Here is a 13,161-nt window from a genome sequence, read left to right as displayed (position 1 = left end):
GATTAGAAATGGCTAAGAAATCCATGATCGCACGCGAAGTTAAGCGTGAAAAGCTGGTGGCCCAGTATGCTGAAAAGCGTGCGGCGCTGAAGGCGATCATCAACGATAAAGAGAAGCCCGTAGAAGAGCGTTTCAAGGCAACCCTTGAACTGGCAAAACTGCCACGCAACTCTTCTGCAACGCGTCTTCACAACCGTTGTCAGCTCACCGGGCGTCCACACGCCTACTACCGTAAACTTAAGATCAGCCGGATCGCGCTGCGGGACCTTGGTTCCAATGGCGAAATTCCAGGCATGGTCAAGTCTAGCTGGTAAGGAGAGCATAAGATGAACGATCCTATCGGTGATATGCTGACACGCATCCGTAACGGCCAAATGCGCGGCAAAGCTGCGGTGGAAACACCTGCTTCTAAACTGCGCGGCTGGGTTTTGGACGTACTTTCTGACGAAGGTTACATCCGGGGTTACGCTAAAAAAGATGGCAAGGACGGGCACCCTGCCTTTGCAATCGAACTGAAGTACTACGAGGGTACTCCTGTTATTCGCGAAGTGAAGCGGGTTTCTAAGCCTGGCCGTCGCGTTTACATGGGTCCAAATGACCTCCCATCTGTCCGTCAGGGCTTGGGTGTGTCGATTGTCTCCACCTCTAAAGGTGTGATGTCGGATGCAAACGCACGGGCGGCCAATATTGGCGGCGAAGTGCTCTGCACTGTATTCTAAGGGGATAATATGTCTCGTATTGGTAAAAAACCGGTTGAGCTTCCATCAGGCGTTACTGCTTCGGTGTCGGGCCAAACCGTTGAAGTCAAAGGCCCTAAAGGGACCCTTGCTTTCAAAGCCACAGACGATGTTTCTATCACTGTTGATGGCAATGTTGTTACTGTAGAACCACGCGGCAAATCCAAGCGCGCGCGCCAACAGTGGGGCATGAGCCGCACCATGGTTGCGAACCTTGCGACGGGCGTATCTGAGGGCTTCAAGAAAGAACTTGAGCTGTCAGGTGTTGGTTACCGTGCACAGATGCAGGGCAATGTCCTGAAACTGTCATTGGGCTACAGCCATGATGTGAATTTCGAAGTGCCAGAGGGCGTCACTGTGACAGCCGCGAAGCCAACCGAAATCACTGTGGAAGGTATCGACTCTCAACTTGTTGGTCAGGTCGCGGCGAATATCCGTGAATGGCGCAAACCAGAGCCCTACAAAGGCAAAGGTATCAAGTACAAAGGCGAATACATCTTCCGCAAAGAAGGCAAGAAGAAGTAAGGAACGCACAGATGGCAAACAGCAAAAGAACTCTGTTTCTGAAGCGCCGCATGCGCGTTCGGAACAAACTGCGGGGCGTAACAGCCAACCAAGGGCGTGCGCGCCTGTCGGTTCACCGCTCAAACAAAAACATCAGCGTCCAGCTGATCGACGACGTACAGGGCGTGACAATCGCTTCTGCTTCTTCGCTCGAAAAAGCACTGGGCGTGGTTGGCAAGAACAACATCGAAGCCGCGACAAAAGTGGGTGCTGCAATCGCAGAACGCGCCAAGAAAGCTGGCATCGAAGTTGCGTATTTCGACCGAGGTGGTTTCCTGTTTCACGGCAAAGTGAAGGCCTTGGCCGAAGCTGCGCGTGAAGGTGGTTTGAAAGTTTAAAGGGTAGGGTGGATCGAGATCCACCTTACGACTTTGCAGCTGATCCGCCTGCGCGGGCCAGCTCGATGATCCGGCGTTTTTGCGACCGTGATTGGATAATTGGGCGCAAGCCCTACGATATATAAAGGACGCCACATATGGCAGAACGTGATAACAATCGGGGCGGCAATCGTCGTAACCGTGAAGAGCAAACTCCTGAGTTTGCAGACCGTCTGGTCGCAATCAACCGCGTATCAAAAACCGTAAAGGGTGGTAAGCGCTTTGGTTTCGCAGCCCTCGTCGTTGTTGGCGACCAAAAAGGCCGCGTTGGTTTCGGTAAAGGGAAAGCAAAAGAAGTCCCCGAAGCGATCCGCAAAGCAACTGAGCAAGCCAAACGCCAGATGATCCGTGTTGCCCTGCGCGACGGTCGGACATTGCACCACGACATGGAAGGCCGTCACGGCGCTGGTAAAGTGGTCATGCGGACAGCACCAGTTGGTACCGGGATCATCGCCGGTGGTCCGATGCGTGCTGTGTTTGAAATGTTGGGTGTACAAGACGTTGTGTCTAAGTCCATCGGTTCACAGAACCCTTACAACATGATCCGCGCCACCATGAATGGCCTTTCTAAAGAGCAATCACCACGCAACGTCGCACAGCGTCGTGGCAAAAAGGTTGCTGACATCCTGCCCAAGCGTGATGAGGCACCCGCTGCCGAAGCCACTGCTGAAGCCGCAGACGCGTAAGGAACCTGAACAATGGCAAAAACGATTGTTGTAAAACAGGTGGGCTCGCCCATCCGTCGCCCCGCCAAACAGCGTGCTACGCTGATCGGTCTGGGTCTAAACAAAATGAATCGCACCAAAGAGCTTGAAGATACACCTTCAGTTCGCGGCATGGTCAACTCGATCAGCCACATGGTCGAAATCATCGAAGAAAAAGGCTAAGGCCTTTTCCGGTTCGCCGGATTTCGATATGGTTTTAAAGAACGCCCTCGGGAAACCGAGGGCGTTTTGCGTTGAAAACGCCCAAATGTGTCAATTGCAACTTTTAGGCGTGTTGCGTGCGCGGCATTCCAATGCTGCATAGCAGCAATTCCAAACTGGCGTTTGTCCTACCCCGTACCACCGCTTATTTATGAGGTATGAAATTCACCGCCCCGCGACTGACCGCAGCGCAAAATGGGGCTTCGCTCGAGAAGGAAAAGACACATGGCCTATATGAACGCAAATCCACAAACAGTTGCTGGCAATCCAGTCACGCGCTTTATCTCTGGCGCGATCGCCGATTTCAAAGCAGCTTCTGCACGCCGTGCCGTTTACCGTGATGTTGTCGTGCAGCTCGAAGGCATGACGGATCGTGACTTGGCTGACATCGGCATTCCACGCAAGACAATCAGCGCTGTCGCGACCAAGGCTGCATACGGCAACACCTGAACTAACCAAATCTACCCACGGGGCGCCGGTGAGAAATCACCCGGCGCCTTTTTGCGTTTCCGCGTCAAATGCGCACGCTGTGCCTCGGCTTGCGCGATCCCTACTTGAACCAACCACTGCATCCGTCTATACGCCGCTGGTCTGCCTTTGTGGGGCCGACTCAATTGAAACGCCGTGTTTGACCGCTCCCGTCGCTGGGGGTCAGTTCCGGCAAGAGGAGAAGCGACATGAAACTGAACGAACTTCACGACAACGAAGGCGCAACACAGCGCAAGAAACGCATTGGCCGTGGTCCGGGTTCCGGCATGGGTAAGACCGGTGGCCGTGGTATCAAAGGTCAAAAATCACGCTCTGGTGTGGCGATCAAAGGCTTCGAAGGCGGCCAAATGCCGATTTACCAACGTCTGCCAAAGCGCGGCTTTAACAAGCCGAACCGCAAGGCATTCGCTGTTGTAAACCTTGGCCTGATCCAGAAATTCATCGACGAAGGCAAGATCGACATCAAAGCAGACATCACCGAAGATGCGCTGATCGCGTCCGGTCTGGTGCGTCGCAAAAAAGACGGTATCCGCGTTCTTGCAAAAGGTGATTTCACCGCAAAAGCAACGATCATTGTCACCGGTGCCTCAGCTGGTGCCGTTGAAGCTGTCGCAAAAGCAGGCGGTTCACTGACCGTCGCAACAGCGGCTGCGGCTGAGTAAGACTTGTGAGCAGCGGAAACGTTGCTTACATATCCATTCAAGTTTTCCCAAACGCCGCCAACGGGAACCCGTTTGGCGGCGTTTAGCATGAAAAGAGACACGAAATGGCTTCTGCAGCAGAGCAAATGGCATCCAACATAAGTTGGAGCGCGTTCGGTAAGGCAACGGAATTGCGCCAGCGCATTCTATTCACCATCGGGATGCTGATGGTTTACCGTCTTGGCACCTATATTCCGGTTCCCGGCATCGATTCGAACGCATTGCGCGAATTTATGGATCAAGCGGCCACAGGTATTGGCGGCATCCTGTCGATGTTTACCGGTGGTGCGCTGTCGCGCATGGCGATCTTTACCCTTGGAATTATGCCCTACATTTCTGCATCCATCGTGATGCAGCTGCTTGGGTCCATGTGGGAGCCGCTCAAGAACCTCAAGAAAGAGGGTGAGCAGGGCCGTCGCAAACTAACCCAGTACACCCGATATGGGACGGTATTCTTGGCGACTGCGCAGGCTTACGGGATGTCTGTTGGGCTTGAAGCCGGTGGCTTTGCGCATGATCCAGGCCTATTTTTCCGTGCTGCGTGTATGATTACCATCGTTGGTGGAACAATGCTGTTGATGTGGATCGGCGAGCAGATAACGGCACGTGGCATCGGCAACGGTATCTCACTGATTATCTTTGTTGGGATTATTGCCGAAATCCCAGCCGCATTGGCACAATTTCTTGCACAAGGCCGGTCTGGCACCATTAGTCCGCTGACTATCATTGGTATTTTGGTCATGGTCGGTATCGTGCTGCTGTTCGTGGTGTTCATGGAACGTTCGCTCCGCAAGATCCACATTCAGTACCCGCGCCAACAACGTGGCATGAAAGTCTTTGACGGATCATCCAGCCACCTGCCGATTAAGGTCAACCCGGCCGGTGTGATCCCTGCGATCTTTGCATCTGCTTTGTTGCTGCTGCCGACCACGATCAGCACATTTAGCGGCGGCACATCTGGGCCGGTTATGTCCACGATCTTGGCACTATTTGGCCCCGGTCAGCCGCTCTATCTGATCTTCTTTGGCGGCATGATTGTATTTTTTACCTACTTTTACACACGTGAAGTTGCGTTCAAGACGGATGAAGTCGCGGACAACCTGAAAAACCAAAACGGCTTTGTTCCCGGCATTCGCCCCGGTAAAAAGACCGCTGAATACCTGGATTATGTCGTCACCCGTATTCTTGTGCTCGGATCCGGCTACCTGGCGCTCGTTGCACTGCTGCCCGAAATCATCCGAGCGCAACTTTCGGTGCCATTCTACTTTGGTGGAACATCGGTATTGATCATCGTTTCGGTCGGTATGGATACGATCCAGCAAATCCAGTCGCATCTCGTCGCCCATCAATATGAAGGGCTGATCGAGAAGTCACAGTTGCGCGGTAAGCGCAGTTCAAACAAACGTAAGGGACCATCGCGCAAATGAATATCATTCTACTGGGACCGCCCGGAGCGGGCAAAGGCACACAAGCACAGAAACTTGTGGCAGAACGTAACATGGTGCAACTGAGCACCGGTGACATGCTGCGTGCCGCGCGGACCAGTGGAACTGAAATGGGCAAGAAAGTCGCAGCCGTGATGGATGCGGGCAATCTTGTCACCGATGAAATCGTCATTGGCCTGATCCGCGAACAATTGGAAAATGGCGCCGAAGGCGGGTTCATCTTTGACGGCTTCCCGCGGACGCTTGCACAGGCCGATGCATTGGATGCGCTTTTGTCCGAGATGGGGCAGGGCTTGGACCACGTGATCGAGCTGCAGGTGAATGATGAGGTTCTGGTTGAACGCATCCTTGGCCGTGCGGCCGATACTGTCGCTGCCGGAGGTGCCGCCCGCGCTGACGACAACGCAGAAAGCCTGAAAGTCCGTCTGCTGGCCTACTACAAGCAAACCAGCCCGCTGATCGGCTATTACTATGCCAAGGGTGATCTGCAATCTGTGGATGGCCTCGCCAGCATGGATGATGTTGCGGCGAGCATTAGTAAGGCTCTTGGCTAAATTACCTCATACAACCGCAGCTGTTCCTGAAGAATTGGTCGATGAATACGACCGGTTTTCAGAACTTCTTGGAGAGGTCCGTCCACTGAAAAAACGCTACGTACCTATCAAGTACGTTGGGAGTTTGTGGTTTCTTGCACTCCTCTTGTTTGCACGCGGCCTGGACGAAATGCTTCTAGCGGTTGGATGCGTCTTTGTTGGACTGCTGCCATTCATGTACGGCTGGGACACAGATGTGAAAATTGAACGCCTAGAAGGACAGCTTGATGGAATAAAGGCTGTGTTCCGTAGGACCGAGTTGGAAATCGTAGGTGTCGCTGACGGAACGGTAGACGTTTACCCGGCATCTTGGGTCCCCTAGTGGCGTTCAAGGGCTTGACCCTTTGTGGGAACCCTCCTAAACAGCGCCATCCCGCAAGGGAATCAATGATCGGTTAACGGGTCGCCCCCGGAACGCCATCAACCACCTCGATATGACTTAAGCCCGGGCAATCGCTGCGGGCTTGCGTTGTGAAAAAAGGGTCTGGAATGACGGACCCGCAACCAAAAGGAATTGCACACGTGGCACGTATTGCCGGCGTAAACATCCCGACTGCAAAGCGGGTTCCAATCGCCCTTACCTACATCACCGGAATTGGCCCTGCCAAATCTGAAGAAATCTGTGAAGCGGTCAAAATTGATCGCGCACGTCGCGTTAACGAATTGTCAGATGCCGAAGTGCTCGCGATCCGCGAATACATCGATGCGAACCTGATGGTCGAAGGTGACCTGCGTCGCGAGACACAGATGAACATCAAACGCTTGATGGACCTTGGTTGCTACCGTGGCCTGCGTCACCGTCGTAACCTGCCTGTTCGTGGGCAGCGGACATCAACCAACGCACGTACACGCAAGGGCCCTGCAAAGGCCATTGCTGGTAAGAAGAAATAAGGGAGATCTGACAGATGGCACGCGATACCAAACGCACCAAAAAGAAGGTTTCCAAGAACATCGCCGCTGGCGTTGCTCACGTAAACTCTTCTTTCAACAATACAAAAATCCTCATCTCCGATGTGCAGGGCAACGCGATCTCTTGGTCGTCTGCGGGCACAATGGGCTTTAAAGGGTCTCGTAAGTCGACACCTTATGCTGCTCAGATGGCTGCTGAGGATGCGGGCAAGAAAGCACAAGATCACGGCGTGAAAACGCTTGAAGTCGAAGTGCAGGGTCCCGGTTCTGGCCGCGAAAGCGCATTGCGCGCTTTGGCTGCTGCTGGTTTCAACATCACATCTATCCGTGACGTGACACCAATGGCGCACAACGGCTGCCGCCCACCAAAGCGCCGCCGCGTTTAATTTCACCCAAACGCTTTGGGGTCGTGCATATTTTTGCACGGCCCCAATCCGTCATTTTGAAACCTCGGGCGTTTGCCTTTCGGACATGAAGGCAAACAGGAATGGAGGGACACATGATCCACAAGAACTGGGCTGAGTTGATCAAGCCGACACAATTGGAAGTGAAGCCGGGCAACGACCCAATGCGTCAGGCAACTGTGATTGCTGAACCGCTTGAGCGTGGCTTTGGTCTGACTTTGGGCAACGCATTGCGCCGTATCCTGATGTCATCGCTGCAAGGTGCTGCGATCACTGCCGTTCAGATTGACAACGTTCTGCACGAGTTTTCATCCGTGTCAGGTGTACGTGAAGACGTGACTGACATCGTTTTGAATCTCAAAGGCGTCGCCATCCGTATGGAAGTCGAAGGCCCTAAGCGTTTGTCCGTTCAGGCCAAAGGCCCTGGCGTTGTGACTGCTGCTGACATCAGCGAGACTGCTGGGATCGAAGTGCTGAACAAAGACCACGTGATCTGTCACCTTGACGATGGCGCTGATCTTTACATGGAACTGACCGTGAATACCGGTAAGGGCTATGTCGCTGCGGATAAGAACAAACCGGAAGACGCACCGATCGGCATGATTGCCATCGACGCGATCTATAGCCCCGTGAAAAAAGTCAGCTATGACGTTCAGCCGACCCGTGAAGGTCAGGTTTTGGATTATGATAAGCTGACGATGAAAGTCGAAACAGACGGGTCTATCACGCCAGATGACGCGGTTGCTTATGCAGCACGCATCTTGCAAGACCAGCTGTCGATCTTCGTCAACTTCGACGAGCCTGAATCAGCAACCGCTGGCCAAGACGATGATGGTCTTGAGTTCAACCCACTTCTTCTTAAGAAAGTGGACGAGCTGGAACTGTCTGTCCGTTCTGCAAATTGCCTCAAGAACGACAACATCGTTTACATTGGCGATCTGATCCAAAAAACCGAAGCAGAAATGCTCCGCACTCCAAACTTTGGCCGGAAGTCTTTGAACGAGATCAAAGAAGTGCTGTCAGGCATGGGTCTGCACCTCGGCATGGACGTTGAGGACTGGCCGCCGGATAACATCGAAGATCTGGCGAAAAAGTTCGAAGATCAGTTCTAAGAATTTGGGTGGGCCTTCGGGCCCATCCGCAAATGCCCACGCTGGTGGGGAATAACTGGGTAATTCTGCCCCAATAACGCGGCTGGCACGCATCAGACCGCTGCACAAAGTATAAAGCACTTAGGAGACTATCAAATGCGTCACGCACGTGGTTACCGCCGCCTGAACCGTACACATGAACACCGTAAAGCGCTGTTCGCGAACATGGCTGGCTCGCTCATCGAACATGAGCAAATCAAAACAACATTGCCAAAAGCAAAAGAATTGCGCCGGATCACTGAAAAGCTGATCACGCTTGCAAAACGCGGCGACCTGCACGCCCGTCGTCAGGCAAACGCACGTCTGAAGCAAGAAATGCACACAGCGAAACTGTTCGAAATCCTTGGGCCACGCTACAAGGACCGTCAGGGTGGCTACATCCGCATCATGAAAGCCGGCTTCCGCTACGGCGACATGGCGCCAATGGCGATCATCGAATTCGTCGACCGCGACGTCGACGCCAAAGGCTCTGCTGACAAAGCACGTTTGGCTGAATACGAGAACGCAGAGGATTAAGTTCCCCGCGTTTTGTCAAATTTTGCAAAGCCTCGCGGTCACGCGGGGCTTTCGCTTTTTTGCATAAGGCATATGTTCGCTGCATGGCTGATCTATTCGCAACACCGCAATCTGATACCCCCGTTGCCCCGCATCCGCTGGCGGATCGTTTGCGGCCGCAGCGCTTGGGCGATGTTATCGGCCAACAACAGGTGCTTGGGCCGGATGCACCTTTGGGGACAATGCTTTCGTCGGGGTCCCTGTCGTCTTTGATTTTTTGGGGGCCTCCCGGCGTCGGCAAAACGACGATTGCCCGCCTGTTGGCCGATGAAACGGACCTGCATTTTGTACAGATCAGCGCGATTTTTACGGGTGTGCCGGACCTACGCAAAGTCTTCGAAGCCGCCAAAATGCGCCGCCAAAATGGCAAGGGAACCTTGTTATTCGTGGACGAGATTCACCGTTTCAACAAAGCCCAGCAAGATGGGTTTTTGCCCTATATGGAAGATGGCACCATCCTGTTGGTGGGGGCAACGACCGAAAACCCCAGCTTTGAATTGAATGCAGCGGTGCTCAGCCGGTCGCAGGTGTTGATCCTGACCCGGCTTGATCTGGCTGACCTAGAACGGCTAGCGCAGCGTGCCGAACAGGACCTTGATCGCCCTCTACCGCTGGATGGCTATGCCCGCGAGGCTTTGCTTGAAATGGCTGATGGTGACGGGCGCGCGCTTTTGAACCTCATCGAACAGGTTGCTGCGTGGAAGGTAGATGGGAAACTGTCCACTGAAGACCTGACCAAACGCCTGATGAAGCGCGCGGCGAAATACGACAAGTCAGGTGAAGAACATTACAACCTGATCAGTGCCCTGCATAAATCGGTACGCGGATCGGACCCGGATGCGGCGCTTTATTGGTTTGCGCGCATGTTGGCAGGGGGTGAAGACCCGCGATATTTGGCGCGCCGCATTACCCGCATGGCTGTCGAAGAGGTCGGGCTTGCCGACCCGCAAGCGCAGGCCGTGTGCTTGCAGTCTTGGGACGCTTACGAGCGGATCGGTAGCCCCGAGGGTGAATTGGCATTGGCGCAGGCCTTGGTTTACGTCGCCTTGGCCCCAAAGTCTAACGCGGCTTATGTCGGTTACAAGGCAGCGGTGGTTGCGGCGAAAAGCACAGGTTCGACCCCGCCGCCAAGCCATATCATCAATGCCCCAACGCAGATGATGAAAGAGCAAGGCTTTGGCGCGGGCTATGCCTATGACCATGATGCCGAAGATGCATTTTCAGGCCAAAACTATTTCCCTGATGGGATGAAGCGCGGTGTCTACTACCTGCCCGTCGATCGCGGGTTTGAACGTGAGTTGAAAAAGCGGGTCGACTACTTTGCCGGGCTGCGCGCGAAAAGGAATAGGTCATGACGTTATGGATGGTTGCTTGTGGCGGCGCGATTGGCGCTGTACTGCGCTATTTGATTGTGGTCAGCATGGCCTTTCCGTTTGGAACGATGCTGGTAAACGCTCTGGGGTCGCTGCTCATTGGTGCCATCTATGCGGCGATCCAACATAAGGGGTTCCATGCATGGCAGCCGTTCCTGATTATCGGCGTTTTGGGCGGTTTCACTACATTTTCTGCGTTTTCCCTTGATACCATGCGTTTGCTTGAGGCCGGAAGGCTGGCGGCGGCTGGTGGATATGTTATGGGCACGGTTCTATTATCGCTGGCGGCCTGCGCTGTTGGCCTTTGGATTGCGAAAGGTGCCCTATGAGCGGCGTACAAACACGGACAATCGGCCCTGATGATGGCGACCAGCGGCTTGATCGCTATCTGCGCCGTCTATTTCCGCACGTTACCCAAGGGCGCATCGAAAAGATGTGCCGTAAAGGCGAGTTGCGCGTCGATGGTGGGCGTGTGAAATCGAACGCACGGCTTGAAGTCGGGCAAAAGGTGCGCATCCCACCGCTTCCAAGTGAAGTTGAAGCCGCTGCAGCGGCATCGCTCGCGCGATCTGGTGTGACTAAGGCCGAAGCAAAGCTGATCCAGTCTTGTGTGATCTACAAAGATGACCACATCATTGCGATCAATAAACCGCACGGGTTGGCCACGCAGGGCGGCACAAACACCAACCGTCACGTCGATGGCATGGCCGAGGCGCTGGCATTTGGCTACGATGAAAAACCGCGCCTTGTGCACCGGTTGGACAAGGACACATCTGGCGTTTTGCTGCTTGCCCGCACCCGCATGATGGCCAAGCAATTGACCGAGAATCTTAAGCATCGCGAGACCCGCAAGATTTACTGGGCTGCGGTTGCTGGCGTGCCGCATCCGCGCGCCGGGACAATCAAATACGGGTTGGTGAAATCCGGTGGTGGCCGTGGTGGCGACAATGAAAAAATGCGCTGCGTGCATCCAAAAGATGTCGACAGCACCGAAGGAGCCAAACGCGCCACATCCGACTATGCTGTGATGGATACGCTCGCGTCGCGCGCCTCTTGGTGCGCGCTTGTGCCCATTACAGGCCGCACACACCAGTTGCGCGCGCATATGGCTGAAATCGGACACCCGATTATTGGTGACGGGAAATATGGCGGTTCCAGCCAAGAAAACCTTGGCGATGGCTGGGGCGCTGGCATGGGGTCTGAAATTGGCCGTAAGATGCACCTGCATGCGCGGTCCCTGACGATTGAGCATCCGGCAACGGGCGCGCAGCTACACATTACCGCGCCTTTGCCAGAGCATATGCAGAACACTTGGGATTACGTCGGTTGGGTTGTGGGCCACGCCCCGGTTGATCCGTTTAATATGCCTGATGCCTGATCTGCGGCTTGTCATTTTTGACGTCGACGGCACGCTGGTCGATAGTCAGGACGAAATTCTGACCGCGATGACACATGCGTTTGACGCCGAAGGCCGTACAATGCCCGCGCGCGCAGATGTACTGTCGATTGTGGGGCTGTCCTTGGACGTAGCTTTTGCCAAGCTATGTCCAGACACGGACGGCGCTACGCAGGATCGGCTGGTCGCAGGCTATAAGGACGCATTCAGTACCCAGCGCGCACAAAATGCCAATCACGGGCCGCTATACCCCGGCGCGCGGGATGTTCTGGATGCGCTGGCCGCGCAGGCAAATACCTTGCTGGCGGTCGCGACCGGAAAATCTCGGCGGGGTTTGGACAAGTTGCTGGAACGCCATGCGCTCGAAGGTTTCTTTCATAGTGAACAGGTCGCGGACCACCATCCGTCCAAACCAAACCCGTCGATGATCTTGACTGCGTTGAATGAATTGGGCGTCGCGCAGAATCGTGCGGTTATGGTCGGCGATACCACATATGACATGGATATGGCGCGCGCGGCTGGGGTTGCAAAGATTGGGGTGCCTTGGGGCTATCATGCGGCAGACGCTTTGAGACCAGACATGCTAATCACAGATTTTGGGGCCTTGCCGGCTGCCGTGGATACACTTGTAGGACGATAAAATGAGCGATTGGAAACCGAAGCGGTTTTGGAAAACGGCGGTAGCAACGGCTTGCGATGGAGGGTTCACGGTGGAACTTGACAGGCGCAGTGTAAAGACGCCCGCGAAGGCGACATTAGTCGTACCCACATTGCCCATGGCCGCAGCAATCGCGGCGGAATGGGACGCTCAGGGTGACCATCTGGACCCGATGACGATGCCGATCACCCGTGGCGCAAATGCGGCCATTGATAAGGTGCGGACGCAACACGCCGAAGTGGCTGCGATGCTTGCAGAATATGGAGATAGTGATTTGCTATGCTACCGGGCGGCGGGACCAGATACACTAATCGCGCGCCAAGCCGCAGCTTGGGATCCACTATTAGATTGGGCGGCAAAGACATTGGATGCGCGGCTGACCGTGGGTGAAGGTGTGATGCATGTTGATCAACACCCAGACGCGCTCGCACGGTTGCGCGCTGAGGTTTTTGCCTTTGATGCATTCGCTCTGGCTGCAGCCCATGACCTGATTAGCATTTCAGGGTCACTGATTCTTGGGTTGGCTGTAACGCGTGACGCGGTTGATCCGGACCACGCATGGACCGTTTCGCGTGTAGATGAGCACTGGCAAATTGAACAATGGGGAGAGGACGACGAAGCCGCTGCCCTTGAAGTGACCAAACGTGCCGCATTTTTGGACGCTGTACGTTTTTATCGGCTTTCACAAGCATAGGGAATCGTCCTGTGAATTTCCGATTTTTAAGAAAACTGCCTGTTTTCGCAGCAAATGCACAGAGTTTTCCATTTGGTCCTCTTGACCTCATAGGCTGATTCCGCACAGTCTAGCCGGATTGAGCGGGCGCGAGCTTGCTTATTCATCATACACTGTCCATCGGGACGGGATAAAAGACTGCCCCCAATG

At 54.5% G+C, this 13,161-nt stretch carries 20 protein-coding genes; all 20 read left to right on the top strand.

Going from position 1 to position 13,161, the window contains the following annotated elements:
- Positions 1-8 precede the first annotated feature (8 nt).
- Positions 9-314 carry a 30S ribosomal protein S14 gene (gene rpsN / locus DS901_RS02265; RefSeq protein ID WP_045997898.1) on the top strand — a complete coding sequence of 102 codons (306 nt, stop codon included), beginning with the start codon at positions 9-11 and terminating at the stop codon, positions 312-314.
- 12 nt (positions 315-326) lie between these two features.
- A complete protein-coding gene (gene rpsH, locus DS901_RS02260; RefSeq protein ID WP_113775285.1) occupies positions 327-719 on the top strand; it encodes a 30S ribosomal protein S8 in 393 nt (130 codons plus the stop codon).
- Positions 720-728: 9 nt separating this feature from the next.
- Complete coding sequence (rplF, locus tag DS901_RS02255) at positions 729-1,262, top strand: 50S ribosomal protein L6 (protein ID WP_113775284.1); 534 nt, start codon at positions 729-731, stop codon at positions 1,260-1,262.
- Between the two features lie 11 nt (positions 1,263-1,273).
- A complete protein-coding gene (gene rplR, locus DS901_RS02250) occupies positions 1,274-1,639 on the top strand; it encodes a 50S ribosomal protein L18 (protein ID WP_113775283.1) in 366 nt (121 codons plus the stop codon).
- 137 nt (positions 1,640-1,776) lie between these two features.
- Positions 1,777-2,364: a 30S ribosomal protein S5 gene (rpsE, locus tag DS901_RS02245; protein ID WP_113775282.1), complete on the top strand. Its 588-nt coding sequence runs from the start codon at positions 1,777-1,779 to the stop codon at positions 2,362-2,364.
- A 12-nt stretch (positions 2,365-2,376) separates the two neighbouring features.
- On the top strand, positions 2,377-2,565 hold the full coding sequence (gene rpmD / locus DS901_RS02240) for a 50S ribosomal protein L30 (protein WP_090194856.1): 189 nt from the start codon (positions 2,377-2,379) through the stop codon (positions 2,563-2,565).
- A gap of 264 nt (positions 2,566-2,829) precedes the next feature.
- Entirely contained in the window at positions 2,830-3,054 is a 225-nt protein-coding gene (locus DS901_RS02235; protein WP_258546627.1) for a DUF1127 domain-containing protein, read from the top strand.
- A gap of 227 nt (positions 3,055-3,281) precedes the next feature.
- Positions 3,282-3,755 carry a 50S ribosomal protein L15 gene (rplO, locus tag DS901_RS02230; RefSeq protein WP_113775281.1) on the top strand — a complete coding sequence of 158 codons (474 nt, stop codon included), beginning with the start codon at positions 3,282-3,284 and terminating at the stop codon, positions 3,753-3,755.
- A 125-nt stretch (positions 3,756-3,880) separates the two neighbouring features.
- The gene (gene secY / locus DS901_RS02225; RefSeq protein ID WP_113775352.1) at positions 3,881-5,221 is read left to right on the top strand and encodes a preprotein translocase subunit SecY; all 1,341 of its coding nucleotides are present in this window, start codon (positions 3,881-3,883) and stop codon (positions 5,219-5,221) included.
- A complete protein-coding gene (locus DS901_RS02220; RefSeq protein ID WP_113775280.1) occupies positions 5,218-5,793 on the top strand; it encodes an adenylate kinase in 576 nt (191 codons plus the stop codon). Before secY ends, DS901_RS02220 begins: the two co-directional genes overlap by 4 nt.
- Positions 5,786-6,154, top strand: a complete 369-nt coding sequence (locus tag DS901_RS02215; RefSeq protein WP_113775279.1) for a hypothetical protein — start codon at positions 5,786-5,788, stop codon at positions 6,152-6,154. Before DS901_RS02220 ends, DS901_RS02215 begins: the two co-directional genes overlap by 8 nt.
- A gap of 200 nt (positions 6,155-6,354) precedes the next feature.
- Positions 6,355-6,723 (top strand): 30S ribosomal protein S13, encoded by a 369-nt coding sequence (gene rpsM, locus DS901_RS02210; protein WP_113775351.1) that lies wholly within the window; start codon positions 6,355-6,357, stop codon positions 6,721-6,723.
- Between the two features lie 14 nt (positions 6,724-6,737).
- On the top strand, positions 6,738-7,127 hold the full coding sequence (gene rpsK, locus DS901_RS02205) for a 30S ribosomal protein S11 (protein ID WP_090194871.1): 390 nt from the start codon (positions 6,738-6,740) through the stop codon (positions 7,125-7,127).
- Positions 7,128-7,240: 113 nt separating this feature from the next.
- Complete coding sequence (locus tag DS901_RS02200; protein WP_181820730.1) at positions 7,241-8,257, top strand: DNA-directed RNA polymerase subunit alpha; 1,017 nt, start codon at positions 7,241-7,243, stop codon at positions 8,255-8,257.
- Between the two features lie 135 nt (positions 8,258-8,392).
- Positions 8,393-8,812, top strand: coding sequence for a 50S ribosomal protein L17 (gene rplQ / locus DS901_RS02195; protein WP_113775277.1), 420 nt, complete (start codon positions 8,393-8,395; stop codon positions 8,810-8,812).
- Between the two features lie 83 nt (positions 8,813-8,895).
- Positions 8,896-10,206, top strand: a complete 1,311-nt coding sequence (locus tag DS901_RS02190; RefSeq protein WP_113775276.1) for a replication-associated recombination protein A — start codon at positions 8,896-8,898, stop codon at positions 10,204-10,206.
- Positions 10,203-10,553 carry a fluoride efflux transporter FluC gene (locus tag DS901_RS02185; RefSeq protein WP_113775275.1) on the top strand — a complete coding sequence of 117 codons (351 nt, stop codon included), beginning with the start codon at positions 10,203-10,205 and terminating at the stop codon, positions 10,551-10,553. Before DS901_RS02190 ends, DS901_RS02185 begins: the two co-directional genes overlap by 4 nt.
- A complete protein-coding gene (locus tag DS901_RS02180; protein WP_113775274.1) occupies positions 10,550-11,602 on the top strand; it encodes an RluA family pseudouridine synthase in 1,053 nt (350 codons plus the stop codon). Before DS901_RS02185 ends, DS901_RS02180 begins: the two co-directional genes overlap by 4 nt.
- Positions 11,595-12,260, top strand: coding sequence for an HAD-IA family hydrolase (locus tag DS901_RS02175; RefSeq protein WP_113775273.1), 666 nt, complete (start codon positions 11,595-11,597; stop codon positions 12,258-12,260). The genes DS901_RS02180 and DS901_RS02175 overlap by 8 nt, the downstream gene beginning before the upstream one ends.
- 1 nt (position 12,261) lies before the next feature.
- Positions 12,262-12,972: an ATP12 family chaperone protein gene (locus DS901_RS02170; RefSeq protein ID WP_113775272.1), complete on the top strand. Its 711-nt coding sequence runs from the start codon at positions 12,262-12,264 to the stop codon at positions 12,970-12,972.
- The last annotated feature ends 189 nt before the right edge of the window (positions 12,973-13,161 follow it).

The organism is Loktanella sp. D2R18 (assembly GCF_003318235.1).
Taxonomy (GTDB): Bacteria; Pseudomonadota; Alphaproteobacteria; order Rhodobacterales; family Rhodobacteraceae; genus Yoonia.
Note: the sequence above shows the minus strand (reverse complement) of the source record. Positions and strands in the feature narration are given on the sequence as shown.

Bases quoted from the DNA above. Each gene is read 5' to 3' on its own strand.
- DS901_RS02220 (WP_113775280.1), top strand. From the start codon at position 5,218: ATGAATATCATTCTACTGGGACCGCCCGGAGCGGGCAAAGGCACACAA.
- DS901_RS02175 (WP_113775273.1), top strand. From the start codon at position 11,595: ATGCCTGATCTGCGGCTTGTCATTTTTGACGTCGACGGCACGCTGGTC.
- rpsH (WP_113775285.1), top strand. From the start codon at position 327: ATGAACGATCCTATCGGTGATATGCTGACACGCATCCGTAACGGCCAA.
- secY (WP_113775352.1), top strand. From the start codon at position 3,881: ATGGCATCCAACATAAGTTGGAGCGCGTTCGGTAAGGCAACGGAATTG.
- rpmD (WP_090194856.1), top strand. From the start codon at position 2,377: ATGGCAAAAACGATTGTTGTAAAACAGGTGGGCTCGCCCATCCGTCGC.
- DS901_RS02190 (WP_113775276.1), top strand. From the start codon at position 8,896: ATGGCTGATCTATTCGCAACACCGCAATCTGATACCCCCGTTGCCCCG.
- DS901_RS02180 (WP_113775274.1), top strand. From the start codon at position 10,550: ATGAGCGGCGTACAAACACGGACAATCGGCCCTGATGATGGCGACCAG.
- DS901_RS02185 (WP_113775275.1), top strand. From the start codon at position 10,203: ATGACGTTATGGATGGTTGCTTGTGGCGGCGCGATTGGCGCTGTACTG.
- DS901_RS02170 (WP_113775272.1), top strand. From the start codon at position 12,262: ATGAGCGATTGGAAACCGAAGCGGTTTTGGAAAACGGCGGTAGCAACG.
- rplO (WP_113775281.1), top strand. From the start codon at position 3,282: ATGAAACTGAACGAACTTCACGACAACGAAGGCGCAACACAGCGCAAG.
- DS901_RS02200 (WP_181820730.1), top strand. From the start codon at position 7,241: ATGATCCACAAGAACTGGGCTGAGTTGATCAAGCCGACACAATTGGAA.
- rpsN (WP_045997898.1), top strand. From the start codon at position 9: ATGGCTAAGAAATCCATGATCGCACGCGAAGTTAAGCGTGAAAAGCTG.
- DS901_RS02235 (WP_258546627.1), top strand. From the start codon at position 2,830: ATGGCCTATATGAACGCAAATCCACAAACAGTTGCTGGCAATCCAGTC.
- rplF (WP_113775284.1), top strand. From the start codon at position 729: ATGTCTCGTATTGGTAAAAAACCGGTTGAGCTTCCATCAGGCGTTACT.
- rpsK (WP_090194871.1), top strand. From the start codon at position 6,738: ATGGCACGCGATACCAAACGCACCAAAAAGAAGGTTTCCAAGAACATC.
- rpsE (WP_113775282.1), top strand. From the start codon at position 1,777: ATGGCAGAACGTGATAACAATCGGGGCGGCAATCGTCGTAACCGTGAA.
- rplR (WP_113775283.1), top strand. From the start codon at position 1,274: ATGGCAAACAGCAAAAGAACTCTGTTTCTGAAGCGCCGCATGCGCGTT.
- rplQ (WP_113775277.1), top strand. From the start codon at position 8,393: ATGCGTCACGCACGTGGTTACCGCCGCCTGAACCGTACACATGAACAC.